Source organism: Synechococcus sp. N19 (genome assembly GCF_900474045.1).
In the GTDB taxonomy this organism is placed as follows: Bacteria; Cyanobacteriota; Cyanobacteriia; order PCC-6307; family Cyanobiaceae; genus Parasynechococcus.
This window is the reverse complement of record NZ_UCNR01000008.1, coordinates 54504-81485: the sequence shown is the minus strand read 5'-3', so window position 1 is coordinate 81485 and position 26982 is coordinate 54504. Positions and strand designations below refer to the sequence as shown.

The window sequence follows — 26982 nt, the reverse complement described above, 5'->3', positions numbered from 1 at the left end:
AGAGCGGCAATGAAATCCACTCTGACACTGACGGCCGAGGCCATCGGGCCCTGACTAGGGTTCTTCAAATCCCGTTGATTGTGATCAGCAGCTCTGCCCGTCTTCAGCCCTGGATCGAACTGCTCCGCTGGAACAAACCCACCGGCCGGCTGATTCTGCTGATCCCAGCAGGCTGGGCCCTCTGGCTGAATCCAAGCGCTCCCCCCAGTGTTGTGCTGATCCTGCAGATCCTTCTGGGGGGCCTGGCGGTGAGCGGAGCAGGCTGCATCGCCAATGACCTGTGGGACCAGCGCTTCGACGGCCAGGTGGAACGCACACAACATCGGCCTCTGGCCAGAGGTGCGCTGCAGCGAGGGCCAGCCTTCGCTCTGCTGCTGATCTTGCTGGGCCTCAGCCTGGCTGTTGTGCTGAGTCTGCCGGCTGCCAGCCTCGGGCTCTGTCTCGCCTTGGCCTGCACGGCCGTACTGCCGATCCTCGGCTATCCATCGGCAAAGCGGTGGTTCGCCTTCCCCCAGGCGGTCTTGGCGCTGTGCTGGGGCTTCGCGGTGCTGATCCCCTGGGCCGCAGCAACGGCCTCCTTGAGCGGGAGTCCTGCCCTGGTGTGCAGTTGGCTGGCAACCGTGGTCTGGACCTTCGGCTTCGACACGGTCTATGCCATGGCCGACCGACGTGACGATGCCAGCCTCGGCTTGCGCAGCAGCGCCCTGAGCCTCGGATCCCGCGTGGTTCCTGTGGTTCGGGGCTGCTACCTCGTGACAGCCATCACCCTTGCCATAGCGGCATGGTCGGCTCAGATCCCAGCACCGTTCTGGCCTCTCTGGTTGCTTGCCGCCGTCTTCATGCAACTCAGCTGCAACCCCTTGAACAAACAGGATGCCTCCATGGGCACCTATGGGAAGCACTTTGCCCAGCAGGTGCAGGCAGGGACGCTGCTCTGGCTCGGCCTGGTTCTGGCCAGGGGATGGGGAGCCTGATGCACATCACCCCGGCTCCTCCGCTCCGCACTGGAGACCGTGTGACCTGTGTGGCCGCCAGTTCAGCCCTGCAGGACGACATCAAGCTGCAGGAGGGCATTGCGGTCCTGCAGAGCTGGGGCCTCGATGTTCAACCCCAGACCTTGGCCAGCCGACGTTGGGGCTACTTCGCAGGGCGCGATGACACGCGCCATGCCGATCTGCATCCAGCAGAACCGGCAGCGCTGCTCGCCTGTGCCCGCGGTGGATGGGGGGCTGCTCGGCTGCTGGAGCAGCCCATCCGCTGGCAGAGCGGCTGGCTGTTGGGCTTTTCCGACGTGACAGCTCTGCTCTGGGCCCGCCAGGCAGCAGGGTTTGCGGGGGGCATCCATGGCCCCTTGCTCACAACACTTGCGGAGGAACCGCAATGGAGCCGAGACCGCTTGCGCAACCTGCTCTTCGGCAACACCGTTCCTGACCTGCAAGGTCGGGGTGGCGGCGGCGGTGTGGGGAGTGGTCCCCTGCTCGTGGCCAATCTGACCGTGGCCACCCACCTGTTGGGAAGCCGTTTCGTGCCCCCCCTCAAGGGAGCCGTTCTGGTGCTGGAGGACGTGGGTGAAGCGCCTTACCGAATTGATCGGATGCTGACCCAGTGGAGGCTGAGTGGCAGCTTGCAGGGCCTGGCGGGTCTGGCATTTGGCAAGTTCGAAGGGTGCTCCGAAGAAACCAGAGACGCCTCCGAAAGCTTCAACCTTGAGCAGGTTCTTGAGGAACGCACGGCTGATCTCGGCATTCCCAGAGTGATGGACCTGCCCGTTGGTCACCGATCCGGAAACGCCGCCCTGCCCATGGGGGCGATGGCACGCCTGGACGGCGAAAACGGCCGGCTCAGCCTGCTGACCTGAGGGCGAGCACGGCCTCCGCCACGGTGAGGTCAAACGGCGTGGTGACCTTGATGTTCGCGGGGCCGGCATCCAAGACCTGCACAGGCCACCCCAGACGCTCGTACAACGACGCATCGTCGGTGACCGTCCAGCCCTGGGCCACCGCCTCAGCGTGGCCGCGACGCAGCTGATCAACGGCAAAGCCCTGCGGCGTCTGCGCAGCCCAAAGCTCCGATCGATCCGGCGTCTCACAAATCACACCATCAGATCCCACGCGCTTGATCGTGTCGCTCACCGGCGTTGCAGCAATCAGCGCCGTGCCGGCCTCCACCACAGCTGCACAGCGATCAAACAACTCCGGTTCAGCCAAACAGCGGGCGCCGTCATGAATCAAGACGTGCCGAGCCTGCTCCGGCAACCCCGCCAGACCACAAAGCACCGACTCCTGCCGCGTGCTGCCGCCCTGGATCCAGTGCACCGGCTTGCTGGGTTTGTCCAGCACCGCAAGGATGGCCTCTCGATCGACCTCCTGGCCGACGATCCCGATCCATTCGATCCGCTCGGAACGCAGGGCCGCCTCCAGGGTCCAGGCAATGACGGGGCGCCCGGCCAACGGCAGCAGCAGCTTGTTGCGATCCGCACCCATGCGCCGACCGCTTCCCGCCGCAGCAATCAACAGATGCACAATCGACTCCTGCCCCAGACAGGCGTAAACGACCTCCATACAATCAGCTCGCACCATGGATGGCGGCGCTGCATGCGAGTTCTTGCCCTGAGCCCGGGTTCGCTCGAAGACCAGCTGGACCGTCTACCGGCTCTGGCCGACATCTGCCAGAAGCTCAACGCCAGCCTGCAGGTGGCCTGTGCCCCCCAGCAGGCAGCTCCATGGAAGCTTCTGCCGTGCCTGGAAAAGCTGTTGCCGTTCAGCTTCGAGGCCAACCCCACCCTTGCGGACTGGGCCAACCTGCTCGGTTGTGTGCGCGAACCCGACTTTCAGATCTGCATCAACTTCGCCGAAGGGCAGCAGGTGAACCTGATGCTGTCGATGAGCCATATCCCCAAACGGTTGGCGGTTGAGGGATTTGCCTGCACCGACCAGGTCAGCGTCGGTGCAGGCTGGACGGCACAGCGTCTCAACCCCTTTCTTCAAGCCCTGGGCCTTGATCTCAAGGCCGATCAGTTCCGCCTGCCCCTGGCGGCAGAGGCTCTTGAGGAAGCCCGTGAAGCACTGCCCAGCGGTGACGGCCCCCTGCTGCTGCTGTCGCCATCCGGCCAGAGGAATGACTGGCCTGCAGCGGAATGGCACCAGCTGCCTGAGACGATCAAAAGCCGCCTACCGGCGCTGCGCAGCATGGTGCTGCCAGCCGAGCTCAGCCTGACCAAACGGGCGGCTTTGGTGGCCAGTGCCGATGTCTTGCTCAGCAGCTGCCCGGTGTCCCAGCGCCTGGCGACCTATTGCGTAACCCCCCTGGTTGCCCTTGGAGCCGAGGCCGCAGACCTTCCCGAGCGCCAGGAGATCCGCTGCCTCAGCCGCCCGCAGGAGCTCGCCACGCTGCAGAGCAGTGATGTGCTGACGGCCCTCGGTTTCTGAGGAGACGTCCGATGAGGCGTCGCCGTGCAAGGGGACAGCTGAAGCTGATCACGGCTCCATGGCGGGGGCCCATCAGTGCCCTCAGTGCTGTGATCTTCGCGGGTGCCCTCGGTTATCGGATCACGGAGGGATGGGACTGGGGCGATTGCCTCTGGATGGTGCTGATCACCATCAGCACCATCGGTTTTGGCGAAGTCGCTCCGCTTTCACCTCCAGGCCGCCTGGTCACCGTCTTGATCGTGGTGGGTGGCTTGGTGGTTGTGCAACTGGCCATCCAACGCGTTCTCGGGCTGAAGGAGTCGGGATATTTCCGCAGACTGCGGGAGTTCCGCTTTCTCCGCATGCTGGAAGGCCTTCACGACCACGTGATTCTTTGCGGCTACGGCCGGATCGGACAGGAGATTGCAGCCCAACTGCAACGGGACGCGGTGCCCCTCGTGGTGATCGAAACCGATCCAGAGCGAAAGGCCGTGGCAGACGAGAATGGCCTCTGGGTGCTTCAGGCCGATGCAACCCTCGATGAAACCCTGCTGGACGCAGGTCTGGAACGCTGCTGCAGCCTCGTGGCAGCCCTACCCAGCGATGCCTCCAATCTTTACGTGATCCTCAGCGCCAAGGACCTACGACCGGATTGCCGGTTGATTGCTCGCGCCAACAGCGATGAGGCCGCCTCAAAGCTGCGGCTGGCGGGCGCCACTGTGGTGGTCAGTCCCTATGTGGCTGGTGGCAGGGTGATGGCCGCTTCGGCGCTGCGACCGCTGGCCCTCAACTTCATGGAGCTGTTGGCGGGCTCCGACTATGAAATCGAGGAATTCCAGCTGAGTCACGACTCTCGGCACCTGATGGAGATCCGCGGGAGGAGCCTGGCGGAGCTGGAGCTGGGCCGTCGCAGCGGGGCCATGGTGCTGGCAATCCGGGAAAACGGAAAGCTGATCGCCAATCCAGGCGGCGACACCCAGATGGCACCGGGGCAACTCCTGATCGTGCTGGGAAGCAAAACCCAGCTCGCCACCTTTCAGTCGTTGCTTGGGGAGGCCGTCGACACGATTGAAACCATGCCGGGTTGAGCTGGATGACGACGGCTCCGTACGATCCTCCGATCAACGGTGCCTCCATGTCTCCCAGCGCTTCTCTTGCCGGACAGACCGCCCTGGTGACGGGAGGAGGTCGCGGCATCGGCCGGGCCATTGCCCTGGCCCTGGGCGAAGCCGGTGCAGAGGTGGTTGTGAACTACTCCAGTTCCGCCGCCGCAGCCGATGAAGTTGTCGCTGCCATCACCACAGCAGGGGGCAAGGCCTATGCCCTGCAAGCCAACGTGTCGGTTGAGGCCGAGGTGGATGGCCTGATCAAGACGGTGCTGGAGCGCAGCGGCCGATTGGATGTGTTGGTGAACAACGCCGGCATCACGCGGGACGGCCTGCTGATGCGGATGAAAACCGACGATTGGCAATCGGTGATCGACCTCAACCTCAGTGGAGTGTTCCTCTGCACGCGAGCCGTGGCACGCCCGATGCTCAAACAGAAGAGTGGTCGGATCATCAACATCACCTCCGTTGTGGGGCTGATGGGCAACGCAGGACAAGCCAACTACGCCGCCGCCAAAGCGGGCGTCATCGGTCTCACCCGCAGCACCGCCAAAGAGCTCGCCAGTCGTGGCATCACCGTGAACGCCGTGGCTCCGGGTTTCATTGCCACAGACATGACCAAGGACCTCGATGCGGAGGCCATCCTTAAAGACATCCCCCTGGGAACCTTTGGCACCCAGGAGCAGGTGGCCGGTGCCGTGCGCTTCCTTGCCGCCGACCCGGCCGCGGCCTACATCACAGGCCAGGTGCTGCAGGTGGATGGCGGCATGGTGATGGCCTGACCCTCAGGATCAGGAATCAAGGGGTTGGGCCAACTCATCCCGCAGGCGGCGGATGCGCTGGAGCAGGCGTAACCGACGGCTGCGGGCGGTGGCGGTGAGAAAGATGCGCAAGGGCACGTAAACCAGGGCCATTGAACCGGCCAGCCCCGCCATCAGAACAAAAAACAGCGCTCCGGATTCAGCCATGACCGGACCCTAATCAGTTCATTTGACAGCGGCATACGGGCAGCCACCAACCATTCGGCTTTCCCCACCACAACGCCTCTCCACGAGGGTCACATCGCTGTGGGACAGTGACCAACGGCGTGCCCGCGACTATGGCCAAACTCCTTTCCTTCTCTGACGAATCCCGCAGCGCCCTTGAGCGGGGTGTTGATGCACTCGCCGATGCGGTGCGCGTCACGATCGGCCCCCGCGGTCGCAACGTTGTGCTCGAGAAGAAATTCGGCGCACCCGACATCGTCAACGACGGCGACTCAATTGCCCGTGAAATCGAACTCGACGACCCGTTCGAAAACCTTGGCGCCAAGCTGATGCAGCAGGTGTCCTCAAAGACCAAGGACAAGGCCGGTGACGGCACCACGACCGCAACCGTTCTGGCTCAGGCCATGGTGCGGGAAGGTCTGCGCAACACCGCTGCTGGCGCAAGCCCTGTGGAACTCCGCCGAGGCATGGAGAAGGCCGCTGCACAGGTCGTGGCTGGACTGGGCGAGCGGAGCCAGGCCGTGGCCGGCGATGCCATTCGTCAGGTGGCCACGGTGAGCTCCGGGGGTGACGACGAAGTTGGTCGGATGATCGCGGAGGCGATGGACAAGGTGAGCACCGATGGGGTGATCACGGTTGAGGAATCGAAGTCTCTGGCAACGGAACTGGAAATCACCGAGGGCATGGCCTTCGACCGGGGCTACAGCTCCCCCTACTTCGTGACGGATGCCGACCGTCAGGTCTGTGAATTTGAAAACCCCCTGATCCTTCTGACGGATCGCAAGATCAGCACGATCACGGATCTGGTCCCCGTTCTGGAAACCGTTCAGAAGAGCGGTTCCCCCCTGCTCATCCTGTCTGAGGAAGTGGAAGGCGAAGCCCTCGCCACCCTGGTGATGAACAAGAGTCGTGGGGTTCTGCAGGTGGCCGCTGTTCGGGCACCCTCCTTTGGCGAACGCCGCAAGGCAGCCCTCGCCGATATCGCCATCCTCACGGGCGGAACGCTGATCAGCGAAGACAAGGCGATGACCCTCGACAAAGTGACCCTCGAGGATCTCGGCAAGGCGCGCCGCGTCACCATCAGCAAGGAGAGCTCCACGATCGTCGCCACCGACGACCATCGCCAGGCGGTGAGCGAGCGCGTCGGCGCGATCCGACGTGAACTAGAGGCCACCGAATCCGAATACGACCGCGAAAAGCTCCAGGAGCGGATCGCCAAGCTGGCCGGCGGCGTGGCTGTGATCAAGGTCGGTGCACCGACGGAAACGGAACTGAAGAACCGCAAACTGCGGATCGAGGATGCCCTGAATGCCACCCGTGCCGCCGTCGAGGAGGGCATTGTTGCCGGAGGCGGCAGCACGTTGCTGCAACTCTCCGACAGCCTGGACGCCCTGGCTTCATCACTGAACGGCGACCAGCGCACCGGCGTTGAGATCGTGCAGCGGGCACTGACGGCGCCGATTCATCAGATCGCCACCAATGCCGGTCAGAACGGTGATGTTGTGATCGCGGGCATGCGCAGCAGCGGCCAGGGATTCAATGCCCTCAGTGGTGCCTACGAGGACCTGATGGCTGCTGGCATCGTTGATGCCGCCAAGGTAGTGCGCTTGGCCGTGCAGGATTCGATTTCGATCGCTTCTCTGCTGATCACCACCGAGGTTGTGATTGCCGACAAGCCGGAACCCCCTGCACCAGCTCCCGCCGGAGACGGCGACCCCATGGGTGGCATGGGCGGAATGGGTGGCATGGGCATGCCCGGAATGGGCGGCATGGGCATGCCCGGGATGATGTGATCAGCTGATCATTCCCTGGCGATAGGCGATCACCTGGAGGTCCACTCCGGTGATTGCCGTCCCCACCACAACGGTGTCGGCTCCGGCCTTCAATGCCAACCGTGCATCCGCTGGAGAAGCAATTCCCCCCTCACAGATCAGACGAACCGAGCTGGGAAGTTCAGAGCGAAGTGGGGGGAGCAGATCAAATGCAGGGGGGCGCTGCTGTGCCGTGTCTTCTGTGTAGCCGTAGAGCGTGGTTCCAACCCAGTCACAGCCCAGTTCGGCTGCGCGCAGACCATTCTCCAGCGAATCCACATCAGCCATCAGCGGAGCCCTCAACTCATCACGGCTGCGCTCGATCAACGCGGCCAGGTCCTGCCCTGCAGGCCGCGGACGGGCTGTGGCATCGATCGCGATCACATCAGCCCCCGCAGACCACACCGCCTGAATTTCTTTCCAGCCCGGGGTGATGTACACCGAGCTGTCCGGGAACGTGCATTTCCAGAGGCCGATGATCAAGGCATCCGGACAGCGCCGACGCACTGCACCGATGTGTTCAGGGCTTTCCAAGCGCACACCCACAGCACCATTGCGCAGGGCTGCATCCGCCATGGCTACGATCACATCGGGATCGCGCATCGGCGAACCCTGGGGGGCCTGCACCGAAACGATCAGGCCCTGATCCAGGGATTCAGGGTTGGGAATCATGCTGTTCAGGACGCCTTGGGGAAAGCGTCATCCTCCCGGCGGGGAAGCCAACGCCGCAGCGAACGGGGCGTGCTGATCGGCGGGGCAGGCACACGTGCCGAAGCAAAGCTGCGTTGAAGCGGCTTTTCTTCAGCTGCACTCTCGTCCTCTTCGACGATCGGTTCTTCTTCAGCGACCACCCCGTTCTGCATCACCTCGCTCTCAATCAACACGTCTTCTTCAGCCGCAATCTGCTCCTCTTCTTCAACGACCACTTCGTCCTCAGCAACCACCTCGTTATCAACCAAAACGTCGTCTTCAGGAGAGATCTCGTCTTCAGGAGCAATCTCCTCCTCCGCGACAGGCATCGGCGCGGAACTGAACTCATGCTTCGAAGCTGAAGGTTCCGGCAAACTCAGATCAAGCTCAGCTGCTCCGTCAAAGCCGTAACGGTGAACCCACAGACTGATCAGACCCGCGAGCAAGGCCTGATCACCTGAGGTTCGGGCCTCCTGGATCTGTTGGGCCAGAGCGTTCTGCCGAGGTGATGGCTGCTGGAACGGAGAAGTGAGCATGGATTCAGGAAAGTTTGCGGTTGAGCAAAGGGCGAATCGCAAAAAACAGCCCGATGGTGAGGAGCAGAAGGATCAGCAGGCAACTGGTGCCGGTGACATCCCCATAGGGGGCCTCCAGCAGAACGGCCGAAAGGTCCAGAGGACCCTGGTAAGCCGCTCGAATGGGTTCTATCGCGAAGGTAAGGGGATTCAAGGCCGCAAGCCAGCCCAGCCAGGTGGGCATGAATGACAACGGGGCCAAGGCCGTGCTGGCAAACAGCAACGGCAAGTTGGCCACAAAAATCACAGCGATCAACTCGATGTGCCCCGGCAAAGCGAAGGCCAGTCCGAGGCTGAGGGCTGTCACAGCAAAAACCAGCAGCAGCAGCGTCACCAGCACTAGGGCGAGGCCGCTGATGCCGGGCCATCCGTAACCGAGCACTGCTGCCGTACCCATGATCGCCAAACTCTGCAAAAGGCTCAGCGCCGTGATGTAGATCACCGACGCCAGCACGATGGAACTGCGGCTTCGCAGAGGTGCCACCAGCAGCCGATTGAGGAAACCGAATTCGCGATCAAACATCACCGGCAGGCCGGCATTCAAAGCACCGCTGAAGGCTGTGAAGACAATCACTCCAGCACCAAGAAAACGGCCGTAGCTCATGCCCCCTGGCAACAGCCCCTCGGGAGCATTCGCGAACAGTGCACCGAAAAGAATCAACCAGATCAGGGGTTGCAGAACCCCGGCGATCAAGGTTGAAGGGCGGCGCATCAACTGAAGAAACAAGCGCCGGGTGAGGGCCAACGTTTCCTGGCTGAGCTCGGCGAGGGCTCCGGATTGCTGCTGCTGGAGAGCAACAGATGCTGTTGGGGAAGTCATCGTTGGCACTCAACGCATGGATTGACGCTTTTCCTGTTTGACGTCGCGCTGGCCTGCGATGGCCAGTTCAGCGTCCATCAGGGTGCGTCCTGTGGCCTGAAGGTAGACATCATCCAGGCTGGGACGACTCTGGGCCAGGGCAAACACAGGCAACCCTGCAGCCTCGAGGGTCTGACGCAGCTGATCGATCACGGCCCCTCCCTCAATCACCAGGTTGAGGGAAAAGCCCTGGGAGCGGTTCACCACCACCTGACGCACCCCATCCAAGGGTTCGAGAAGGGCACGCACCTGGCTCGCCTCATCGGCATTGCTGAACTCTCGGATTCGCAGTGTCACGCGATCACCCCCCAGCCGTTGTTTGAGCTGATCAGGGCTGCCTTCGGCAATCACACGGCCGGCATCGATGATCGCCAACTGATCCGCCAGAGCCTCCACTTCCTCGAGGTAGTGACTGCTCAGCAGAACAGTGGTGCCCTCATCAACCAGCTGACGCAGCAGCTGCCAGATGGCACTGCGGCTCTCGATATCCAGTCCCACGGTGGGTTCATCGAGCACGAGCAACTGAGGGCGGTGCAGCAAACCGGCGGCTAGATCCAGACGCCGCCTCATGCCGCCGGAATAGGTGCCGCAGCGGCGGTCTATCCAGTCGCCCATCGCGAGGCGGTCAATCAGATCGGCGATGCGGCTGTCGCGATCGTTCCGCGGCAGGTGGTACAAATCGCCTTGCAATTGCAGCAGTTCCCGGCCACTCAGGATCTTGTCGATGGCCACCTCCTGGGCCACATAACCCATGAGCTGGCGCACTTCTCGTGGCTGCACCAGACCGTCGACACCCCCAACAACTACTGAGCCGCTGTCGGGGGCGAGCAGGGTGGCCAGAATGCGCATGGCCGTTGTTTTGCCGGCACCGTTCGGGCCAAGCAGCCCGTACAGGCATCCTTCAGGAACGGTGAGATCAAGCTCACGCAGAGCCTGTACAGAGCCGTAGGCCTTGGAGATCTTGCGCAGTTCAATCAACGCCATCAGGCACCGTCAGGGACTTGCTCGGCCAATTCAGGGAATCTAGAGAGTGCTCATTGCACCGGCGTTGGCAGGGAGAGAAGTTGCATCACCTGGTGAGCAAAGCCTGAGGCCAGATCCGTCCGGCTGAGAATGAGAAGCAGGCACAGACCAAACAGATAAAGGATCGACCAACGGAACAGGGCCTTGGCATTCACAAGACTGTCGGGATCCAGGGACAGCCGATCGACGAGCTGCAGCAATCGGCCGTTGTAGGGCAGCAGCATCACGCCATAGAAGGCGCCACCTGAAGGCAAAGCAAACACGCCCAAACCGCTGAGCAGAACGGTGATCCAGCCGTAGGTCTTGATCGCCCGCGCCGTCACAACAGGACCCTTCACCACGGGCAGCATCGGGATCCCGACAGCGCGATAGTCCTCGCGCAACAGCAGGGCCAAAGCCCAGAAATGGGCCGGCGTCCAGACCATCACCAAGGCGAACAGCCACCAGCCCCCGAGCCCAACATGGCCCGTGGCGGCCGCCGCCCCAACCAGGGGCGGAATGGCCCCGGCGACCCCACCGATGACGATGTTCTGGGACGTCCGCGGCTTGAGCAAGGCTGTGTAGAGCAGCACGTAACTGCAGAGGCCGAGCAGGGACAACCCAGCAGCGAGACAGTTCACACCGCTTACGAGAAGCATCGCCGCCGCGAGGGTGCAGGCGATGGCGCCGATGAATGCACTGGTGGGCGACAGCCGACCGGAGGGGAGTGCGCGACCGCTGGTGCGGGCCATCCGGCCATCGAGATCCTGCTCCCACAAGCAGTTCAGAACCCCTGCAGCAGCGGAGGCAAGCGCCCCTCCCCCCAGGGTGCAGACGAGCCGAGGCGATGAGAGCGGCCAGCCTTCACTGAGAGCCATTCCACCCAGGGTGGTGGCCAGCAGCAAAGGGATCAGGCGGGGCTTGGCGACTTCCAGCCAGGCCGGAAGTTTCACCCGCTTGCGGGAGGGAACGACCTCCTCACGGGTCGGACGAACGGTTGCAGTGATTTCAGCCATGACAGGCCTCCAACGAGGTTTCGTCGAGGACGACGGAACGGGACGGTGAGGGGAGGTTCGGAGAGCGAACCAGAAGCGCCGCCAGCAGAGCGATCAGCAGTGCAGCCACGAGTTGATGCGCAACCGTCACTGCCGGTTGCGACAAACCAAGACGAAGGGTGAGAACGCCTAGGGCCACCTGAACCAGCACCAGAAGCACGGCCCCACCAAGCCAGGGCCACTGCTGACGAGCCCAACCACCCGCCAGCACGGCTGCCCCGGCGAAGCCCAGCACAACAACGACCACCGGCATCGCTGTCAGGCGATGGGAAAGCACCAGCTGGCAGGCCTCTCCTCCAGCAAGGCATCGTTGCCCTGCCCATGCGGTGGCCATGCGACCACCGAGCAGGCACTGCACAAAGACCGACAACAGGCCAAGCGATGCCCCGATGCGCCACCAGAGCGGAGCGACGGCAGCAGCGGGATGAAGCAAGCGTTGGGTCAGCCCACTCAGGAGCGCCAAGAGGGTGAGCGCGAGAGCCAGGTGGGCTGTCACCACAGCGGAGGGCAGCAACTGGGTCACTGTCAGCGCACCCAAACCTCCCTGCATCGCCACCAAAACCATCAGACCAATGGCCAGCCAGGGCAGCCATCGCGGCAGTTGGCGCCGCTGAAGCGTCGTCGCCAGAGCCATCACCACCAGGGCAATGCCGATAACGAAGGCATCAAGGCGGTGAAACCACTCAAGGAACACCTGAACATTCATCTGGCGACCCGGCAAAAACGAGCCGAAGCACAGGGGCCAGTCCGGGCAGGCCAAGCCGGCTTCCATCACCCGGGTTGCTCCACCGATCACCACCAAAGCGATCACGGCAACCACTAGATGAGCCGACAACAACCCAAGACGTCGACGCAATGTCGACATTGAGGAAAGCATCATCGAACAAGCTCCATCCGATGCACCCAAAAGGGATTGCTTGGACCGTAGCGATGCAGAAGATGACGTGACGCTGTGTGGACGTCTGCAACACAAATAAGGAGAAATCATCCCCTTTTCCTGACAGAAACAAGGCCTTAACAATCACTTCATGGAGAACCGCAGCCAGGCCCATACGCTGTTGAAAACCTGGGATTGATCAGGTGCAGATCCCATCCGCCATTCTCACGTTGGTGATCGGGATGGTCCTTGCTCTGGGCGGCCTTTGGATCGGCCAGAACATCAACCTTCTCCCCATCGATGCGAGCGCTAACGCGCCGATTTACGACGAGCTTTTTAAGGTTCTATTCACGATTGGCAGCATTCTGTTTATCGGAATCGTTGGCCTTCTCGTGTTCAGCCTGATTCGCTTTCGGCGACGCAACGGCCAGCTCGGCGACGGCCTTGCCATCGAAGGAAACCTGCCACTTGAAATTTTCTGGACAGCTGTTCCTGCTGTTGTGGTGCTGTTTGTTGGCCTATACAGCTACGACATTTACGACCGGATGGGTGGCATGGTGCCTTTGGCTCATGACCACATGGGCGGAGCCCACGACGAACAGATCTGGGGAGGCATCAGTTCAGGCTCGATTGAATCAGCAGCCGCAACAAATGCTTTGCCCGTTGAAGTGACAGCCATGCAATTTGCCTTCCTCTTTCATTACCCAGAGGGAGACATCACATCAGGTGAACTTCATGTGCCAGCCGATCGACCGATCACTCTGCGGATGGAAGCCAAAGATGTGATTCACGCCTTCTGGGTGCCTGAATTTCGCTTGAAGCAGGACGTGATTCCCGGCCAACCAACCCAGCTGAGTTTCACGCCCACACGCACCGGCCGTTATCCGATCGTGTGCGCCGAACTCTGTGGGCCCTACCACGGTGGAATGCGCTCCACCGTTGTGGTGGAAAGCCCGGAGAACTGGGAAAGCTGGTACAGGGACAACGCCAAAGCCGCACCTGAAGACGAAACCCTCACCATCGCGAACGCCTGAGATGACCATCAGTTTGCCCCCGGAAACATCCAGCCCTCCACGGCTTCAACCCAGCGGCTGGTTGCGGTATTTCAGCTTCAGCGTTGATCACAAGGTGATCGGGCTGCAGTACATCGTCTGCGGCTTTGTTTTTTATCTGATTGGCGGCGCCCTAGCCGGTGCCATCCGCACGGAGCTCACCAGTCCCGTATCCGACTTCATGGCACGTGATGTCTACAACCAGGTGCTGACACTCCACGGCACGGTGATGATCTTTCTCTGGATTGTCCCAGTGGTGAATGGTGCTTTTGGGAACTATTTGATCCCCTTTTATGTGGGTGCAAGGGACATGGCCTTCCCGCGCCTTAATGCCGTGGCGTTCTGGCTGATCCCTCCAGCCGGTTTGATGCTGATCACCAGCTATTTCCTCACGGGGGCTGCGCAATCGGGCTGGACGGCCTATCCACCTCTGAGCATCACCACACCAGCAACTGGCCAAATCATCTGGATCTTGAGCGTGCTGCTCCTGGGCGGTAGTTCGATCTTCGGAGGCATCAACTTCATCGCCACCATTCTCAAACTGCGTCGCCCCGGTTTGAAACTAATGCAGCTCCCCATGTATTGCTGGGCGATGCTTGGCACCAGCATTCTTGTGGTTCTCTCAACACCGGTTCTGGCGGGAACGTTGGTGTTGCTGAGTTTCGACATCGTTGCCCATACAGGCTTCTTCAACCCCAACCTTGGGGGAAACGTGGTGGTTTACCAGCATCTGTTCTGGTTCTATTCGCACCCAGCCGTCTACATCATGGTCTTGCCGGCCTTCGGCCTGGTGAGCGAAATCCTGCCGGTTCATGCCCGCAAGCCGCTGTTCGGCTACGTGACGATGGTGTATTCGATCATGGCCATCGTTGTGTTGGGCCTGATTGTGTGGGCGCACCACATGTTCACCAGCGGCACACCTCCCTGGATGCGCCTGTTCTTCACCATTGCAACCGCATTCATCGCCGTTCCCACCGGCATCAAATTCTTCAACTGGTTGGCAACACTTTGGGGCGGCCGTATCAGCCTCAACAGCGCCATGCTGTTTTCCTGCGGTTTCATCGTGAACTTCGTGCTCGGAGGCATCACAGGGGTCGCCCTGGCGCAGGTGCCGTTCGACATTCATGTGCACGACACCTACTTCGTCGTCGCGCACTTCCACTACATCGTCTTCGGTGGATCGGTGTTCGTGATCTTCGCCTCGATCTACCACTGGTATCCCAAGTTCACCGGCCGGATGCTCAATGAAGATCTCGGCCGCCTGCACTGTGCCCTCACGTTCATCGGCTTCAACCTGTGCTTCGGCCCCCAGCACTGGCTGGGCCTCAATGGGATGCCGCGACGCGTTGCTGAATACGACCCCCAATTCACCCTGATCAATCAGATCAGCTCCGTCGGAGCCCTGCTGATGGCCATCAGCACCCTGCCTTTCCTCTGGAATGTGATCCACAGCGCCCTCAGCGGTCCTGTCGCAGGCGACAACCCCTGGAAAGCACTCACTCCCGAATGGCTGACCAGTTCTCCGCCACCGGTCGAAAACTGGATTGGTGAGGCCCCTCTGGTGGAAGAGCCCTACGGCTACGGCGTCCCACCGGACGAGCTGGACCTGACCGCAACCAGCGGTCGTGATCTATGGAGCAGCGGCAAATGACCACCACAGTTCCCACGAAGGATCAGAACCACAGCCACGGGAAGCATGCCGAGCATCCCGATCACCGCATGTTCGGCCTGGCCACATTTCTTGTGGCGGACGCGATGACCTTCGCCGGCTTCTTTGCGGCCTACCTCACCTTCAAAGCGGTCAATCCCCTACCGGATGGAGCCATCTATGAACTGGAGCTCCCCCTGCCCATCCTCAACACCGTTCTGCTCCTGGTGAGCAGTGCCACCTTCCACCGGGCCGGCCAGGCGATCCGACAGGACGACCACGGCCGCTGTCGACGCTGGCTGCTGATCACCGCAGGCCTGGGCCTGGCCTTTCTGGTGAGCCAGATGGTGGAGTACTTCACACTCCCCTTCGGTCTCACCGACAACCTTTACGCCAGCACCTTCTTCGCCGCCACGGGATTTCATGGTCTCCACGTGACCCTCGGCGCCCTGATGATCCTGATCGTCTGGTGGCAGGCGAGGCAGCCGCAGGGACGTGTGACTGCAGCCGACCACTTCCCCCTGGAAGCAGCGGAGTTGTACTGGCACTTTGTTGATGGGATCTGGGTGATTCTTTTCGTGATCTTTTATCTGCTCTGATCCCTTGCCTTGATTGGCGAGCGTGGCCAGAATTCAGTTGAATTAATTCCTGAAATGCTGGTCGGCAAGGAACTGCTGGACAAGGCCAGATCGCTCAGCAATCGGCCGGAAGATGACATCGCCCGCGGCTGCGGCTACGTCGGCCCCAGCGGACGACTGCTGAAAAAGAGTTTTTATCGGGCTCTGGTGGAGGCCAAAGCGGCGGCCCAGGGATGGCAATTGCCGAAAAGCAGCAGCAGTTCCTCAGGCGGAAGCCGAGGTCGTCAGGCCGAATTCCGAACCCGTGTGCATGGCAACGGCAACCTGCTGATCGGCCACGCTTACACCCGTCGGCTCGGCCTGGAACCCGGCCAGGAGTTCAAGATCGAGCTGCAGCGGGACTCCGGAATGATCGTTCTTCAGCAGATGGATCAAGACCAGCCATGAGCCGCCAGCCAGCTGGCTGAAAGATTCTCGGTCTTGTCTTGGCCATCTGTGTTTCCGTCATCGTCAGCGGCGGCATACAGCAGCCGCTCGGCGTAACGGGCCAGTTGATCGGCCTCCAGGTTCACGGTGTCCCCGACAGCCAAGTGTTTCAGGGTCGTCGCCTCCCAGGTGTGGGGGATGACGGCAAGGCTGAATGTCGTTCCATCGGCTGAACAGTCAGCCACCGTGAGGCTGATCCCATCCACCGCGATGCTGGCCTTCTCACAGACATAACGGCCGAATCGGGGATCCGACCAGCGGATCGACAGGGCCCAGGAGTGGGGGAGGGTCTCCACGCAGGTGACTTCTCCGGTCGCATCCACATGACCGCTCACCAGATGACCTCCAAGGCGGTCGCTCAGTCGAAGCGCTGGCTCGAGGTTCACCGCACCACCACGGTCCGCTTTGCGTCCCAACGTGGTGCGGCGCAGGGTTTCCTCACTCACATCGGCGCGGAAACCATCCGCGATCAGCTCTGCTGCCGTGAGGCAAACGCCATCCACAGCAACGCTGTCGCCAAGGGCCAACGGGGCAAAAGGAGCGCAGCCCCAAACCACCACCGCCCCGGCACGGCGCTCGATCCTTCCAACTGACTGCACCAGCCCCGTGAACATCGCCCGCAGCGGATCTCTGGCCATAATCGGATAGAGCTGCGCCGCCGACATGGTCGAAATGAGCGTCGCCGGAATCGCCCTCGATGCCGCCAGCCGCACACCCATGGTGCTGCTGCGGGATCCCAGTGGCCGCCGTCAGGTGCCGATCTGGATTGATCAGGCGCAAGCCCACAACATCATGGCCGGACTGCAGGGGGGAGAACCACCACGCCCCCTCAGCCATGACCTGATGGCAGCACTGTTGGTGGCTGGGGGGCTCGAACTGGAGCGCGTGATCGTCCACGCGATTGAAGACAGCACCTTTCATGCTGTGTTGAAGCTGCGACCCGATCTGGACGAAGCCGAGTTGGCTGAAAACGAAGTGCTGGAACTGATCGAAGTGGATGCCCGACCCAGCGACGCCATTGCGCTGGCGATCCGCACGGGCAGCGGGATCTGGATGCTGGAAGAGGTGGTGGCGGAAGCCTCGATTCCGGTGGATGCGGAGGCGGATGCAGAAGATCAAAGTGCCTTCAGCCGTTTCGTCGACGACCTCAGCCCTGCGGCCTTGGTGCGCCATCTGCGCAACCAAGACAGCGAGACGCCCTCGGAGGAGTGAAGACCCGCGCCTTCGGCAGCGGCCGCCCCGTCAGCCTGTTCACCCTCGGCACGATGCGCGCCCTTAACTCAGTGGCCCAGATGGCCGAGGTGCTTGACGCGGCAGCGGCAGCTGGGATCAACCATCTGGAAACCGCCCCGGCCTACGGACCTGCGGAACGTTTTCTGGGAGAGGCCCTTCGCCAGAACAGCCGCACAGACTCTGACCACTGGGTGATCACCAGCAAACTGCTGCCAGGGCTGAGCTTCGAGGAAGGACAACGCCGCCTTGACCAGATTCTGGAGCGCCTGGGCTGTCCACAGCTCGACAACCTCGCCATCCATGGCATCAACCGGGAGGAGCACCTGGACTGGGCCCTGGTGGGTGATGGGTCCAGGCTTCTGAACTGGGCCGTCAGCAGTGGACGCGTCAGCCAAGTGGGCTTCAGCAGCCATGGCAGCAACCCGCTGATCGATCGGGCGCTGCGCAGCCAGCGCTTCAGTTTCTGCAGCCTGCACCTGCATTGGCTGGATCCCCAGCGCCTGCCCCTGGCCCGTTGGGCCCTGGCGCAAGGCCTCGGTGTGATGGCGATCTCCCCTGCCGACAAAGGTGGTCGCCTCCAGGCCCCCAGCCCAACACTGGTGGACGACTGCACCCCCTTTGCCCCCCTCGAGCTGGCCTACCGGTTCCTGCTGGCACGGGGCATCAGCACCCTGACCGTTGGGGCCTCAGTTGCAGGGGATCTTCAACTCGCCGCAACCCTGGCGCAGGAGGATGGGCCCCTCAGCCAGGCCGAGCAACAGGCTCTGGTCACGGCAGAGCGGCGGCGGCAGGAACGGCTTGGCCAGGAGCATTGCAAGCAGTGCCAGGCCTGCCTTCCCTGTCCGAACGAGGTTCCGATCCCCGAACTCTTGCGGCTGCGCAATCTGGCCATTGGCCATGGGCTCACCGAATTTGCGCAGGAGCGCTACAACCTCATCGGCCGTGCCGGCCACTGGTGGGAAGAGCACGACGCCTCCGCCTGTGAACGCTGTGGGGAGTGCCTTCCCCGTTGTCCGCATCACTTGCCCATTCCTGATCTGCTGGCGGACACCCACCAACGCTTGAAGGCTTCACCGCGACGGCGGCTCTGGAGCTGAATCACGCCAGCGCTCTTCCAGGGCGCTCCGGTCTTCGGGCAACAGCGGTGGCAGCGACCAGCAGCGCGACCAGGTGTCTGCAGACGGAAAGAGCAGAGGCCGCAGACGCGCCGATAGGGCGTTCTGGTCCACCATCAGCCCTGGCGATGCAATCGGAGCCCGCCATCCCTGCTGCACCAAGCGGCGACGCAGGGGATCCCGCCATCCCTGCTCGACCCAGCGCTGGGGAACCGGTTCACGACTGGCCTCCGGCCTGAGCAGAACAGTCCAGTGCAAGGGGGCGCCGGAGGCAGGCAGGATCGCCCGAAGACGGGGATCCCGCCCCAACAGAGCGATGCAGCGGCTCAGGGGAAGAACCACCACCTTGGCCTCACCCTTGAGCAACCAGTTGGTGGCTTGACGGTCGTCATAGGTGAGGGCCTGGCGACGCAGCGCAGGCAAAGCCTGGCCTCCGCCCACATGGTCCGCCAGGCTCATGACCAAGCGGGGGCTGGCGGGAAGCACCACACGCCCTGCCATGGCGGAATCCAGCAACAGGGGCCACCCCTTCTGGGTCATGGCCGGGTTATCCCGCAGCAGCATCACCCAGGGGCTGACAGCCAGCGGCAACACCCGATCCTGAAGAGCACCGAGGCTGGCCAGCAGAGCCTTGGCCTGACCATCCAACTGGCTCAGGAGCGGTTCAGAGGCAATGGGCTGGAGCGTGTCCGCTGGATGGGCATCAAGCCATCCATCACCGATCACCAACACATCGGCACGCGCCTGATCCGCCGGCCTCCAGTCCTGCTGGGCTGGAGCCAGCGTCAGGCTCCAGGGCTTGGGCAAGGCATCAGCCCACGGTTTCGGCAAAACCCCATCCGGAGCCATCAGGGTTGGCACGGATGTCGCAGGACGACAGCCCGCCAGCAGCAAGGTTCCCGTCGCCCCGATCATCTGGAGCACTTGGCGCCGGCGCAGGGGACCCAACCGCTCTCTCCAGACGTTCATGGGCTTGACGTTACGGGGCGGCTGAGCAGCTGCTCCAGGGCGTGCTCACAATCCAGCACCAGATCGGCACAAGAGCATCCACGCAGCTGGGCGAGCAGCAAAAGAGCGCCGGCCCCCACGCCTTCTTTCACATAGCCACGTTCGTAGTCCCTTAAGGGTTGATGGGTGCTGCTGTGAAAACGCACGCCGCAGGCCAGAACGGAGAGGGCAGAGGCCAGGTGGCTCGCAGTGGCATCCACCAACCCGCGGAAGGGGGACTGACCTGCCAGATCCGCACCCTCATCAGCGAGCCAACCGGTGGTGCCGATCAGCACCTGGGCCGCCAGCTGGTCCTGCTGGCGGGCGGGCAAAGCCTGCATCGCCAAGGCCAGAACAGCCAGCATCTGGCAACCGCCCCCCAGCAACAACGGTTGTCCCGCGGACACCGCACCCACCAACACCCCTGCGGTGAAGGCCTGAAAAGGGTCACCAACAGCGGCCAGGATCTGCTCGGCCGAAGGATGCGCACCAAGCGAAGCCCGCTGAAGCCCTCGGACAACGAGGTCTTTCTTGAGTTGCTGCGGCGGATGAAGAGCACTACCGCTGATCAGATGGGCAACCTCCACGCCGAGGGCCGTCAACACCGCTTGAGCGGTTGTGGTGCCCCCTGGAACACACTCCGCCACCACCAAGGGGCGTTGCAACCGCCGCCCCAGCAGCTCTCCCTGTCGCCACAAATGCTGCACCCGCGGCAATGGCATCGCCGCACCACTGGACAGGCAGGCCGAGGGGCCTTGGTCCAGGGGCTCGATGTGCAGGTGAGGGAAATCGGGTTTCTGGGCCAAGCCGAGGGCCACCACCTGCGGCCTCAACGTCAAGCGTCGCGCCGCGACATGGCTGAGCAGGGCGGGGGAGACGCCAGCGGGCAAAGGCGGCAGAGGCCAACGGCGCTGCCGCGACGGCCCGTGAATCAGAAGCTCCGCATCAGCCAGGGCGGTGTAGCGCCGCGAAGCCACGGTGGAGCCAGCGGCTGAAATCCCTTCATGCTCAGCCGTTTGTGTGGCCGCCAGAACGAGCAAAAGATCCAGCGGTTGATCGTTGGAGGTCCAGGGACGAAGTGCCGCTGCGTCCAACGTTCGTGCACCGAGACCTCCCAGCTGCTGGCAGCCCGCAGGCAACACCGAGGCTTCAGAGGGGATCGAGGGCAATGAGTCCATGCAGCAGCCTCGGGGGCTCCGGAATCGGTGATTTCAAGCGGGGAAAGATCCAGTACGCCAAAGCATGAAGAGAGAGCACATAGATGACCTCCTGAACCACCACCAACAGCAACGCCATCAACTGCACCTGGGTGAGATCCGGTGTGATCGGCAGATGCAGTACCACGATCAAGCGCTCGAGCAGAGCGAAACCGGCCCGGGTGATCACGACCCAGAGGTTTTCTCCCACCAGCAACGAAAGCACCAGAACTCGCACCAAAAACCCTGCTGTTCCAAGAACAACGCCCCCCGACCAGCTCAGCCACCAGCTGATCCCCCGGCACCAGCTCCAGCCCAGCCAGAGCGACAAAAGGCCGTAGGGAAACAGCAGCAGCGGTCCACGCAAAGGACCCATCAAGGCGGTGAGCAGCAGCACAGAGAGCAGCAGACCCTCTGCACCGGAACGGTTGCCACGACGCAACTGCAGCAGGATCAGGGGCAAGGGAAGGGCCAGACGGAACAGCGCACCACCCACCGGCAAGTAGTACAGAGCCAACCAGATCAGCCCAGTCGCGGCCGCGAGATATGCCCCCTCAACCAGCCTTAGAGCCTGCTGGCGGCTCAACCGGGGGGTCGCGTCGGTCATGGTTCAACCCGCTCAATCCGTTCCACCGCAAAGCCAACATCCGCCTCACGCAGGGCGCGGGTGACGGCTTCAGCAGGAGCGGCAGGGTCGGCTCCAGCCAAACGGATGGTGATCCGGTAGGGCGCCTGGGGCAGACGTTGGGATGACACCGTCCGTGGTTTTGGCTGCGGAACAGGATCAGGAGCATCCGTTGCCTCAGGCAGGGAAAAAGCCTCGGCCGCCGGCGTGGAGGGGGTCGCAGCAGTAGGGCTGGCAACCGATGGACTAACAACTGTTGGGCTGGTCTTCACAACCGGTGCGGGCGCAGATGCCTGGGCCGGCCTGGCTTCAGGCACCGCGAAGGAGCGTTCCAACTGCTCAGCAACCGGTGTGCCGGCACAGGCCTGCAGGAGCCCCACAGGCAGCAGCCAAAGCAGACGGGCCATCAGTTGTCAGCCGGCTTGATGACCCGCACCGCACTGGCCCTGAGCCGACCAGTCTTGGTGGTGGCGGGGGGTTTCTTGGCCGCTGGTTTCTTGGCGGCTGGTTTCTTGGCCGCCGGTTTTTTCGCGGCGGTTTTACGACCGCCCTTCTTCGATGCTGCCTTGGCGGCAAGCAGTTCCATCGCTTCTTCAAGGGTCACATCGTCAGCGCCCTTGCCTTCCGGCAGCGAGGCATTCACCTTGCCCTGTTTGACATACAGGCCGTAAGGACCGTCATAGACCTGAATCGTTTCATCACTGCCCTCCGGCTTACCGAGGTCCTTGAGGGCGGTGCGTCCACCCCGACCCCGTTTGGGCATGGCCAGCAGCTCAAGGGCACGGCTCAGCCCCACCGCCAGAACATCGTCATCCCCCTTGAGCGATCGGTAATCCTTCTCGCCCTTGCCCTTGTCCCAGACGACGTAAGGGCCAAAGCGGCCAAGCCCCGCCTGAATGCGCCCACCATCGGGGTGTTCTCCGAGAAGACGCGGCAAACGGAGCAGTCCGAGGGCATCCTCCAGGGTGAGATCCTCCGGCTTCTGCCCCTTGGGCAGAGACGCACGTTTGGGCTTGGGGTTCTCATCACTCACCTGGCCCCGCTGCACGTAAGGGCCGTACTGACCGAAGAGCAGGTAGACCAAATCCCCCGTTTCCGGATCCTCACCGATGGCTTCGGGGCCGTCGGCCTTCTGTTTGAGGATCAGTTCGGCCTGCTCTTCATCCAGATCAGCCGGAGTGATCTCCCGCGGCAAGGTGGCCTTGATCAGCTCTTCCTCACCGTCGTCGCTGACCCGTTTGGCCTCCAGGTAGGCGCCAAAGCGGCCGATGCGAACCACGGAGGACAAGCCCTCCAGATCGATGGTGCGGGATGCACCGGGATCAATGTCCCCTTCCCGTTGCTGCACCTGGTTTTCCAGGCCCTCATCACCCTTGTAGAAGCCCTCCAGGTAAGGCAACCACTGCACCTTGCCGTGGGAGATCTCATCGAGGGTGTTCTCCATCCGAGCGGTGAAGCTGGTGTCCACTAGTTCAGGGAAATGCTCCTCGAGCAGCGCCGTCACAGCAAAGGCGGTGAAGCTGGGGGTAAGGGCATTGCCCAACAGCGTGGCGTAGCCGCGATCCACGATCGTTCCAATGATCGAGGCGTAGGTCGACGGCCGGCCGATGCCCTCCTTTTCCAGGATCTTCACCAGCGATGCCTCGCTGAACCGTGCCGGCGGCTGGGTCTGATGGCCAAGGGGCTCAACGGTCTTCGGCTCCGGTGCATCGCCAACGCTCAACGCCGGCAGCAACACTTCCTGACCCTCAAGGGCCGCATCGGGATCATCACTGCCTTCCACGTAGGCGCGAAAGAAACCGGGGAAGTCGATGCGCTTGCCGCTGGCCCGGAAACTGGCCTCGCCTGAGCTGAGATCCACCGCGAGCATCGTGAGCCTGGCTTCAGCCATCTGGCTGGCCACGGTGCGCTTCCAGATCAGCTCATACACCGCCAGATCTCGTCCATCCAGACCGGTCTCCCCGGGGGTTCGGAAGCTTTCGCCGGATGGACGAATCGCTTCATGGGCCTCCTGGGCATTGCGGGCTTTGGTGCTGAACTGCCGCGTCCCTTTGCTCAGATACTCCTTGCCGTAGAGGCTCTCCACGCAGTTGCGGGATGCGTTGATCGCCTGATCCGACAAATGAACCGAGTCGGTCCGCATGTAGGTGATGAAACCGCGTTCGTAGAGCCCCTGGGCACAGCGCATGGTTTCCCGGGCTGAAAGGCGCAGCTTGCGATTCGCCTCCTGTTGAAGGGTGCTGGTGGTGAAGGGAGGCACCGGCTTGCGCACGGTGGGCTTCTCCTCCACCGCATCCACAGTCCAGGCGCTGGTTCGCACGGATTCAGCCAACGCCTTGGCCTCGCTCTCGCTGAGCAGCCGCACGGCACTACCCGCCTTCAGCCCGCCGGTGCTCTCGTCGAAGTCGTTACCGGTGGCGATCCGCTGGCCACCCACATGGGTCAGCTTGGCCTCAAAGGCACTGCCCGACTGCGCCAGCTGGGCCTTGAGGTCCCAGTAACTGCCGCTACGGAAGGCGCGGCGGGCCCGTTCCCGTTGAACCAGAAGCCGAACCGCAACGGACTGCACCCGCCCGGCGGAGAGTCCCCAGGCCACCTTTTTCCAGAGGAGAGGGGACAGGGTGTACCCCACAAGGCGATCCAAAATCCGCCGGGTTTCCTGGGCATGGACCAGCTCCATGTCCAGGTCGCGGGTCTGATCCAGGGCCTTGCCGATGGCCTCCTTGGTGATCTCGTGAAACACCATGCGCTTCACCGGCACCTTCGGCGCCAGCAGCTGGAGGAGGTGCCAACTGATGCTTTCGCCTTCCCGGTCTTCGTCCGTCGCCAGAAGCAACTGATCAGCACCCTTGAGGGCGTCCTTGAGTTCGCGAACCGTCTTCTTCTTGTCCTTCGGGACCACGTACAGCGGCTCGAAATCCGCGTCGGTGTTCACACCGAGGTTGGCCCATTTCTGCCCCTTGGCCGATGCCGGAATCTCGCTGGCGTTGTTGGGAAGGTCGCGGACATGCCCCATGGAGGCTTCGACCTTGAATCCCTTGGGAAGGAAGCCACGGATGGTCTTGGCCTTCGTGGGGCTCTCAACGATGACGAGGGTGTGCGCCACTAGCGGCAGGTAAACCGTTCCCCTTCTTTATCGCACCGAGCAGCTCGCTGCATGACCGTCGGCGCGTCAAGCGCCGCTACAGTCGCCCCAGCGCAACGGTTCCAGGCTGCCATGCCCGACATGGGTGCTTTCCTTCTCGCCACCCAGGCCACGGCTGCCCCTGGTGAGCTGCTGAATCTCTCTCTCAACGCCTCCGCCGTACTGCCCGAAGCTGCAGTTCTGCTGGCGATGATCGCCACCCTCTTGGTGGACCTGGCCGGCGAAAAGGTCGCCACACGTTGGGTGCCGCCGATTTGCTACTTGGGCCTGGGGACCTCCCTGGTGCTACTCGCCCTGCAGTGGAACGCACCGCTGGAGCCCTCGTTCCTCGGAGCCTTCCTCGCCGACAACCTGGCGGTGGCGTTCCGGGCTGTGATTGCCTTGTCCACGCTTCTGTCCCTGCTGATCAGCTGGCGTTACGCGGAGAAGAGCGGCACACCCGTTGGCGAGTACGCCGCCATCCTCCTCGCTGCAACCCTCGGCGCCATGCTCCTTTGCGGGGCAACGGATCTGGTGAGTGTGTTCATCTCGCTGGAGACGCTCTCCGTCGCCAGCTATCTGCTGTCGGGCTATATGAAGCGGGATGCCCGCAGCTCGGAAGCAGCACTCAAATATCTGCTCGTGGGATCGGCAGCCGCTGCTGTTTTCCTGTACGGCTCTTCCCTGCTGTACGGCCTGAGCGGCAGCACAAGCCTCGACACCATCGGCCTGGCTCTGCAAACCAGCACCACACCTCTGGCTGCATTGGCCCTGGTGTTCGTCTTGGCCACCGTTGCATTCAAGATCGCAGCCGTTCCTTTCCACCAGTGGACGCCTGACGTCTACGAAGGCTCACCAACCCCTGTGGTGGCATTCCTTTCAGTGGGTTCCAAAGCAGCAGGATTCGCCCTGGCCCTTCGCATCCTGGTGGGTTGCTTTGGTGCCTTTGACGATCAATGGAAATTGCTGTTCACCGTTCTGGCGGTGTTGAGCATGACCCTGGGCAACGTTGTTGCCCTCGCCCAGACCTCGATGAAGCGCATGCTGGCCTACAGCTCGATCGGCCAGGCCGGCTTCGTGATGATCGGCATGGTCTGCGGCACCGAGGACGGTTTCGCAGCCATGGTTCTGTACATGGCGGCCTACCTGTTCATGAACCTGGGGGCCTTCGCCTGCATCATCCTCTTCTCGATCCGCACAGGAAGCGATCGAATTTCTGATTACGCGGGGCTTTACCAGAAGGATCCCCTGATCACCCTCGGCCTCAGTCTTTGCCTGCTTTCTCTAGGTGGCATTCCGCCAATGCTGGGTTTCTTCGGAAAGATCTATCTGTTCTTTGCCGGTTGGGCGAACCACGAATACCTGCTGGTGGTGGTTGGCCTGGTCACCTCCGTGGTGTCGATCTACTACTACATCTCCGTCATCAAAATGATGGTGGTGAAGGAGCCCCAGGAGGCCTCCGATGTGGTCAAGGCCTACCCCGAGGTGAATTGGTCGTTGATGGGGATGCAGCCGCTTCGGGTTGCCCTGATTGGATGTGTGGCGATCACCGCCGTTGGTGGAATCCTCTCCAATCCACTGTTCCAGTGGGCCAATACAGCGGTTGCAGGAACGCCATTGCTTCAGCAGGCCATCGCCCTGTCGAGCTTGAAGGGTCTTGGCTGAGGCTGTGCAGCAGCCGGTTGCTGAGCTCAGGGGGATCAGCAAGATCTATGGATCTGGTGATCTCGAAGTCAAAGCACTTGACCAACTGAATCTCACCGTTCAGGAGGGGGATTACCTGGCGGTGATGGGGGCCAGCGGCTCAGGCAAGAGCACGGCGATGAACATCCTTGGCTGCCTGGACCGGCCCACCAGTGGCACCTACCGGCTCAATGGCACGGCCGTTGAACAGTTGGATGACGATGCCTTAGCCGACGTTCGCAACCGCTCGCTCGGGTTTGTCTTTCAGCAGTTCCATCTGCTCGGCCACGCCAGCGCCATGGAGAACGTGATGCTCCCGATGATCTATGCGGGGGTGCCCAGGGAGGAACGGATCGAGCGTGCCCAATCGGCCCTGCGCCGCGTTGGTCTGGCGCAGCGTTTGGAGAACAAGCCCAATCAGCTCTCCGGAGGGCAGCAACAACGAGTGGCCATCGCCCGGGCCATCATCAACCGCCCCAGTCTGCTGCTGGCGGACGAACCCACAGGGGCTCTGGACTCCAGCACCACCGCCGAGGTGCTGGAACTGTTTGATGAACTCCACCAACAGGGCATCACCTTGGTGATGGTGACCCATGAGGACGATGTGGCGGCCCGAGCACAACGCATTGCTCGATTCCAGGATGGTCGGGCGCTCACTGGATGCCCACAATGAGTGCAGTGCCCCTGCGCTAATGGAGGAGACCCCCAATGCTCTTCGTGTTGCAGTCGTGGAGGATGGTCCGCGCTTCAGCAGCTGATCAGTGCTGAAATCACCGATGAGGGGCACGCCTGCTTCTGCTTCGGGTCCGCAGATGACTTTCTCGACGAAGCCGGTTCTGATCGTTTCGATCTGCTGCTGCTGGACTTGATGCTGCCAGGCATGGACG

General features: G+C 62.3%; 28 protein-coding genes and 1 pseudogene. 15 read left to right on the top strand and 14 right to left on the bottom strand.

The window, feature by feature from the left end; translation table 11 throughout:
- The first annotated feature begins 80 nt into the window (after positions 1 to 80).
- Positions 81 to 974: a 4-hydroxybenzoate polyprenyltransferase gene (locus tag DXY02_RS04705; protein WP_114988297.1), complete on the top strand. Its 894-nt coding sequence runs from the start codon at positions 81 to 83 to the stop codon at positions 972 to 974.
- Positions 974 to 1858, top strand: a complete 885-nt coding sequence (locus DXY02_RS04700; RefSeq protein WP_114988296.1) for an LD-carboxypeptidase — start codon at positions 974 to 976, stop codon at positions 1856 to 1858. The genes DXY02_RS04705 and DXY02_RS04700 overlap by 1 nt, the downstream gene beginning before the upstream one ends.
- Here the strand turns inward: DXY02_RS04700 and ispD are convergent.
- Entirely contained in the window at positions 1842 to 2522 is a 681-nt protein-coding gene (ispD, locus tag DXY02_RS04695; protein ID WP_114988295.1) for a 2-C-methyl-D-erythritol 4-phosphate cytidylyltransferase, read from the bottom strand. The two genes, DXY02_RS04700 and ispD, sit on opposite strands and share 17 nt — an antisense overlap.
- Before the next feature lie 72 nt (positions 2523 to 2594).
- Here ispD and DXY02_RS04690 point away from each other — a divergent pair, with 72 nt between their 5' ends.
- The 3 genes from DXY02_RS04690 to fabG are packed head-to-tail and all read left to right on the top strand — an operon-like array spanning position 2595 to position 5295.
- Positions 2595 to 3428, top strand: a complete 834-nt coding sequence (locus tag DXY02_RS04690; RefSeq protein ID WP_114988258.1) for a glycosyltransferase family 9 protein — start codon at positions 2595 to 2597, stop codon at positions 3426 to 3428.
- Positions 3429 to 3439: 11 nt separating this feature from the next.
- Complete coding sequence (locus DXY02_RS04685) at positions 3440 to 4495, top strand: TrkA family potassium uptake protein (RefSeq protein WP_114988257.1); 1056 nt, start codon at positions 3440 to 3442, stop codon at positions 4493 to 4495.
- Between the two features lie 47 nt (positions 4496 to 4542).
- Positions 4543 to 5295, top strand: coding sequence for a 3-oxoacyl-[acyl-carrier-protein] reductase (gene fabG / locus DXY02_RS04680; protein WP_114988294.1), 753 nt, complete (start codon positions 4543 to 4545; stop codon positions 5293 to 5295).
- Positions 5296 to 5304: 9 nt separating this feature from the next.
- Here fabG and DXY02_RS04675 read toward each other — a convergent pair whose 3' ends face one another.
- Positions 5305 to 5481 carry a hypothetical protein gene (locus DXY02_RS04675; protein ID WP_114988256.1) on the bottom strand — a complete coding sequence of 59 codons (177 nt, stop codon included), beginning with the start codon at positions 5479 to 5481 and terminating at the stop codon, positions 5305 to 5307.
- 131 nt (positions 5482 to 5612) lie between these two features.
- Here DXY02_RS04675 and groL point away from each other — a divergent pair, with 131 nt between their 5' ends.
- Positions 5613 to 7292: a chaperonin GroEL gene (gene groL, locus DXY02_RS04670; RefSeq protein WP_114988255.1), complete on the top strand. Its 1680-nt coding sequence runs from the start codon at positions 5613 to 5615 to the stop codon at positions 7290 to 7292.
- On the opposite strand, the gene DXY02_RS04665 is transcribed toward groL, so the two are convergent.
- Genes DXY02_RS04665 through DXY02_RS04640 form a run of 6 tightly spaced genes read right to left on the bottom strand, consistent with a single transcriptional unit; the run spans position 7293 to position 12371 of the window.
- A complete protein-coding gene (locus DXY02_RS04665; RefSeq protein ID WP_114988254.1) occupies positions 7293 to 7982 on the bottom strand; it encodes an N-acetylmannosamine-6-phosphate 2-epimerase in 690 nt (229 codons plus the stop codon).
- Positions 7983 to 7987: 5 nt separating this feature from the next.
- Positions 7988 to 8536 carry a hypothetical protein gene (locus tag DXY02_RS04660; RefSeq protein WP_114988253.1) on the bottom strand — a complete coding sequence of 183 codons (549 nt, stop codon included), beginning with the start codon at positions 8534 to 8536 and terminating at the stop codon, positions 7988 to 7990.
- Positions 8537 to 8540: 4 nt separating this feature from the next.
- On the bottom strand, positions 8541 to 9395 hold the full coding sequence (locus DXY02_RS04655; RefSeq protein WP_114988252.1) for an ABC transporter permease: 855 nt from the start codon (positions 9393 to 9395) through the stop codon (positions 8541 to 8543).
- Between the two features lie 9 nt (positions 9396 to 9404).
- Complete coding sequence (locus tag DXY02_RS04650) at positions 9405 to 10418, bottom strand: ATP-binding cassette domain-containing protein (RefSeq protein ID WP_114988251.1); 1014 nt, start codon at positions 10416 to 10418, stop codon at positions 9405 to 9407.
- A gap of 50 nt (positions 10419 to 10468) precedes the next feature.
- Positions 10469 to 11452 (bottom strand): heme o synthase, encoded by a 984-nt coding sequence (locus DXY02_RS04645; protein ID WP_114988250.1) that lies wholly within the window; start codon positions 11450 to 11452, stop codon positions 10469 to 10471.
- Positions 11445 to 12371, bottom strand: coding sequence for a COX15/CtaA family protein (locus tag DXY02_RS04640; protein ID WP_114988249.1), 927 nt, complete (start codon positions 12369 to 12371; stop codon positions 11445 to 11447). Before DXY02_RS04640 ends, DXY02_RS04645 begins: the two co-directional genes overlap by 8 nt.
- A gap of 200 nt (positions 12372 to 12571) precedes the next feature.
- Here DXY02_RS04640 and DXY02_RS04635 point away from each other — a divergent pair, with 200 nt between their 5' ends.
- Genes DXY02_RS04635 through DXY02_RS04620 form a run of 4 tightly spaced genes read left to right on the top strand, consistent with a single transcriptional unit; the run spans position 12572 to position 16093 of the window.
- Positions 12572 to 13402 carry a cytochrome c oxidase subunit II gene (locus tag DXY02_RS04635; protein ID WP_114988248.1) on the top strand — a complete coding sequence of 277 codons (831 nt, stop codon included), beginning with the start codon at positions 12572 to 12574 and terminating at the stop codon, positions 13400 to 13402.
- Between the two features lies 1 nt (position 13403).
- The gene (gene ctaD / locus DXY02_RS04630; RefSeq protein WP_114988247.1) at positions 13404 to 15071 is read left to right on the top strand and encodes a cytochrome c oxidase subunit I; all 1668 of its coding nucleotides are present in this window, start codon (positions 13404 to 13406) and stop codon (positions 15069 to 15071) included.
- Positions 15068 to 15667, top strand: coding sequence for a cytochrome c oxidase subunit 3 (locus DXY02_RS04625; protein WP_114988246.1), 600 nt, complete (start codon positions 15068 to 15070; stop codon positions 15665 to 15667). Before ctaD ends, DXY02_RS04625 begins: the two co-directional genes overlap by 4 nt.
- A 54-nt stretch (positions 15668 to 15721) precedes the next feature.
- Positions 15722 to 16093: an AbrB-like transcriptional regulator gene (locus DXY02_RS04620; protein WP_011363609.1), complete on the top strand. Its 372-nt coding sequence runs from the start codon at positions 15722 to 15724 to the stop codon at positions 16091 to 16093.
- On the opposite strand, the gene DXY02_RS04615 is transcribed toward DXY02_RS04620, so the two are convergent.
- Complete coding sequence (locus DXY02_RS04615) at positions 16078 to 16746, bottom strand: riboflavin synthase (RefSeq protein ID WP_114988293.1); 669 nt, start codon at positions 16744 to 16746, stop codon at positions 16078 to 16080. The two genes, DXY02_RS04620 and DXY02_RS04615, sit on opposite strands and share 16 nt — an antisense overlap.
- Positions 16747 to 16795: 49 nt before the next feature.
- On the opposite strand from DXY02_RS04615, the gene DXY02_RS04610 reads away from it, so the two are divergent.
- Complete coding sequence (locus DXY02_RS04610) at positions 16796 to 17344, top strand: bifunctional nuclease family protein (RefSeq protein ID WP_114988245.1); 549 nt, start codon at positions 16796 to 16798, stop codon at positions 17342 to 17344.
- Positions 17341 to 18462, top strand: a complete 1122-nt coding sequence (locus DXY02_RS04605) for an aldo/keto reductase (protein ID WP_114988244.1) — start codon at positions 17341 to 17343, stop codon at positions 18460 to 18462. Before DXY02_RS04610 ends, DXY02_RS04605 begins: the two co-directional genes overlap by 4 nt.
- Here DXY02_RS04605 and DXY02_RS04600 read toward each other — a convergent pair.
- From DXY02_RS04600 to topA, 5 genes are read right to left on the bottom strand one after another with little or no spacing between them, the layout of a single operon-like run.
- On the bottom strand, positions 18436 to 19449 hold the full coding sequence (locus DXY02_RS04600) for an ABC transporter substrate-binding protein (protein ID WP_114988243.1): 1014 nt from the start codon (positions 19447 to 19449) through the stop codon (positions 18436 to 18438). The genes DXY02_RS04605 and DXY02_RS04600 overlap by 27 nt on opposite strands.
- Positions 19446 to 20645: a nicotinate-nucleotide--dimethylbenzimidazole phosphoribosyltransferase gene (locus DXY02_RS04595; RefSeq protein WP_114988242.1), complete on the bottom strand. Its 1200-nt coding sequence runs from the start codon at positions 20643 to 20645 to the stop codon at positions 19446 to 19448. The genes DXY02_RS04600 and DXY02_RS04595 overlap by 4 nt, the downstream gene beginning before the upstream one ends.
- On the bottom strand, positions 20617 to 21270 hold the full coding sequence (locus DXY02_RS04590; protein WP_114988241.1) for a DUF2232 domain-containing protein: 654 nt from the start codon (positions 21268 to 21270) through the stop codon (positions 20617 to 20619). Before DXY02_RS04590 ends, DXY02_RS04595 begins: the two co-directional genes overlap by 29 nt.
- Positions 21267 to 21695, bottom strand: a complete 429-nt coding sequence (locus DXY02_RS04585; protein ID WP_114988240.1) for a hypothetical protein — start codon at positions 21693 to 21695, stop codon at positions 21267 to 21269. Before DXY02_RS04585 ends, DXY02_RS04590 begins: the two co-directional genes overlap by 4 nt.
- The gene (gene topA, locus DXY02_RS04580) at positions 21695 to 24394 is read right to left on the bottom strand and encodes a type I DNA topoisomerase (protein ID WP_114988239.1); all 2700 of its coding nucleotides are present in this window, start codon (positions 24392 to 24394) and stop codon (positions 21695 to 21697) included. The genes DXY02_RS04585 and topA overlap by 1 nt, the downstream gene beginning before the upstream one ends.
- Before the next feature lie 111 nt (positions 24395 to 24505).
- On the opposite strand from topA, the gene DXY02_RS04575 reads away from it, so the two are divergent.
- From DXY02_RS04575 to DXY02_RS12910, 3 genes and pseudogenes are all read left to right on the top strand, one after another.
- The gene (locus DXY02_RS04575; RefSeq protein ID WP_114988238.1) at positions 24506 to 26077 is read left to right on the top strand and encodes an NAD(P)H-quinone oxidoreductase subunit N; all 1572 of its coding nucleotides are present in this window, start codon (positions 24506 to 24508) and stop codon (positions 26075 to 26077) included.
- A complete protein-coding gene (locus DXY02_RS04570) occupies positions 26070 to 26768 on the top strand; it encodes an ABC transporter ATP-binding protein (RefSeq protein ID WP_114988237.1) in 699 nt (232 codons plus the stop codon). The genes DXY02_RS04575 and DXY02_RS04570 overlap by 8 nt, the downstream gene beginning before the upstream one ends.
- Positions 26769 to 26963, top strand: a pseudogene (locus DXY02_RS12910) (hypothetical protein); the annotation flags it as partial.
- Between the last annotated feature and the right edge of the window lie 19 nt (positions 26964 to 26982).

Excerpts from the sequence above, each read along its gene's own strand:
- DXY02_RS04700 (WP_114988296.1), top strand. The coding sequence starts at position 974 with ATGCACATCACCCCGGCTCCTCCGCTCCGCACTGGAGACCGTGTGACC.
- DXY02_RS04690 (WP_114988258.1), top strand. The coding sequence starts at position 2,595 with ATGCGAGTTCTTGCCCTGAGCCCGGGTTCGCTCGAAGACCAGCTGGAC.
- DXY02_RS04685 (WP_114988257.1), top strand. The coding sequence starts at position 3,440 with ATGAGGCGTCGCCGTGCAAGGGGACAGCTGAAGCTGATCACGGCTCCA.
- fabG (WP_114988294.1), top strand. The coding sequence starts at position 4,543 with ATGTCTCCCAGCGCTTCTCTTGCCGGACAGACCGCCCTGGTGACGGGA.
- DXY02_RS04675 (WP_114988256.1), bottom strand. The coding sequence starts at position 5,481 with ATGGCTGAATCCGGAGCGCTGTTTTTTGTTCTGATGGCGGGGCTGGCC.
- groL (WP_114988255.1), top strand. The coding sequence starts at position 5,613 with ATGGCCAAACTCCTTTCCTTCTCTGACGAATCCCGCAGCGCCCTTGAG.
- DXY02_RS04665 (WP_114988254.1), bottom strand. The coding sequence starts at position 7,982 with ATGATTCCCAACCCTGAATCCCTGGATCAGGGCCTGATCGTTTCGGTG.
- DXY02_RS04660 (WP_114988253.1), bottom strand. The coding sequence starts at position 8,536 with ATGCTCACTTCTCCGTTCCAGCAGCCATCACCTCGGCAGAACGCTCTG.
- DXY02_RS04655 (WP_114988252.1), bottom strand. The coding sequence starts at position 9,395 with ATGACTTCCCCAACAGCATCTGTTGCTCTCCAGCAGCAGCAATCCGGA.
- DXY02_RS04650 (WP_114988251.1), bottom strand. The coding sequence starts at position 10,418 with ATGGCGTTGATTGAACTGCGCAAGATCTCCAAGGCCTACGGCTCTGTA.
- DXY02_RS04645 (WP_114988250.1), bottom strand. The coding sequence starts at position 11,452 with ATGGCTGAAATCACTGCAACCGTTCGTCCGACCCGTGAGGAGGTCGTT.
- DXY02_RS04640 (WP_114988249.1), bottom strand. The coding sequence starts at position 12,371 with ATGATGCTTTCCTCAATGTCGACATTGCGTCGACGTCTTGGGTTGTTG.
- ctaD (WP_114988247.1), top strand. The coding sequence starts at position 13,404 with ATGACCATCAGTTTGCCCCCGGAAACATCCAGCCCTCCACGGCTTCAA.
- DXY02_RS04625 (WP_114988246.1), top strand. The coding sequence starts at position 15,068 with ATGACCACCACAGTTCCCACGAAGGATCAGAACCACAGCCACGGGAAG.
- DXY02_RS04620 (WP_011363609.1), top strand. The coding sequence starts at position 15,722 with ATGCTGGTCGGCAAGGAACTGCTGGACAAGGCCAGATCGCTCAGCAAT.
- DXY02_RS04615 (WP_114988293.1), bottom strand. The coding sequence starts at position 16,746 with ATGTTCACGGGGCTGGTGCAGTCAGTTGGAAGGATCGAGCGCCGTGCC.
- DXY02_RS04610 (WP_114988245.1), top strand. The coding sequence starts at position 16,796 with ATGGTCGAAATGAGCGTCGCCGGAATCGCCCTCGATGCCGCCAGCCGC.
- DXY02_RS04600 (WP_114988243.1), bottom strand. The coding sequence starts at position 19,449 with ATGAACGTCTGGAGAGAGCGGTTGGGTCCCCTGCGCCGGCGCCAAGTG.
- DXY02_RS04595 (WP_114988242.1), bottom strand. The coding sequence starts at position 20,645 with ATGGACTCATTGCCCTCGATCCCCTCTGAAGCCTCGGTGTTGCCTGCG.
- DXY02_RS04590 (WP_114988241.1), bottom strand. The coding sequence starts at position 21,270 with ATGACCGACGCGACCCCCCGGTTGAGCCGCCAGCAGGCTCTAAGGCTG.
- DXY02_RS04585 (WP_114988240.1), bottom strand. The coding sequence starts at position 21,695 with ATGGCCCGTCTGCTTTGGCTGCTGCCTGTGGGGCTCCTGCAGGCCTGT.
- DXY02_RS04575 (WP_114988238.1), top strand. The coding sequence starts at position 24,506 with ATGCCCGACATGGGTGCTTTCCTTCTCGCCACCCAGGCCACGGCTGCC.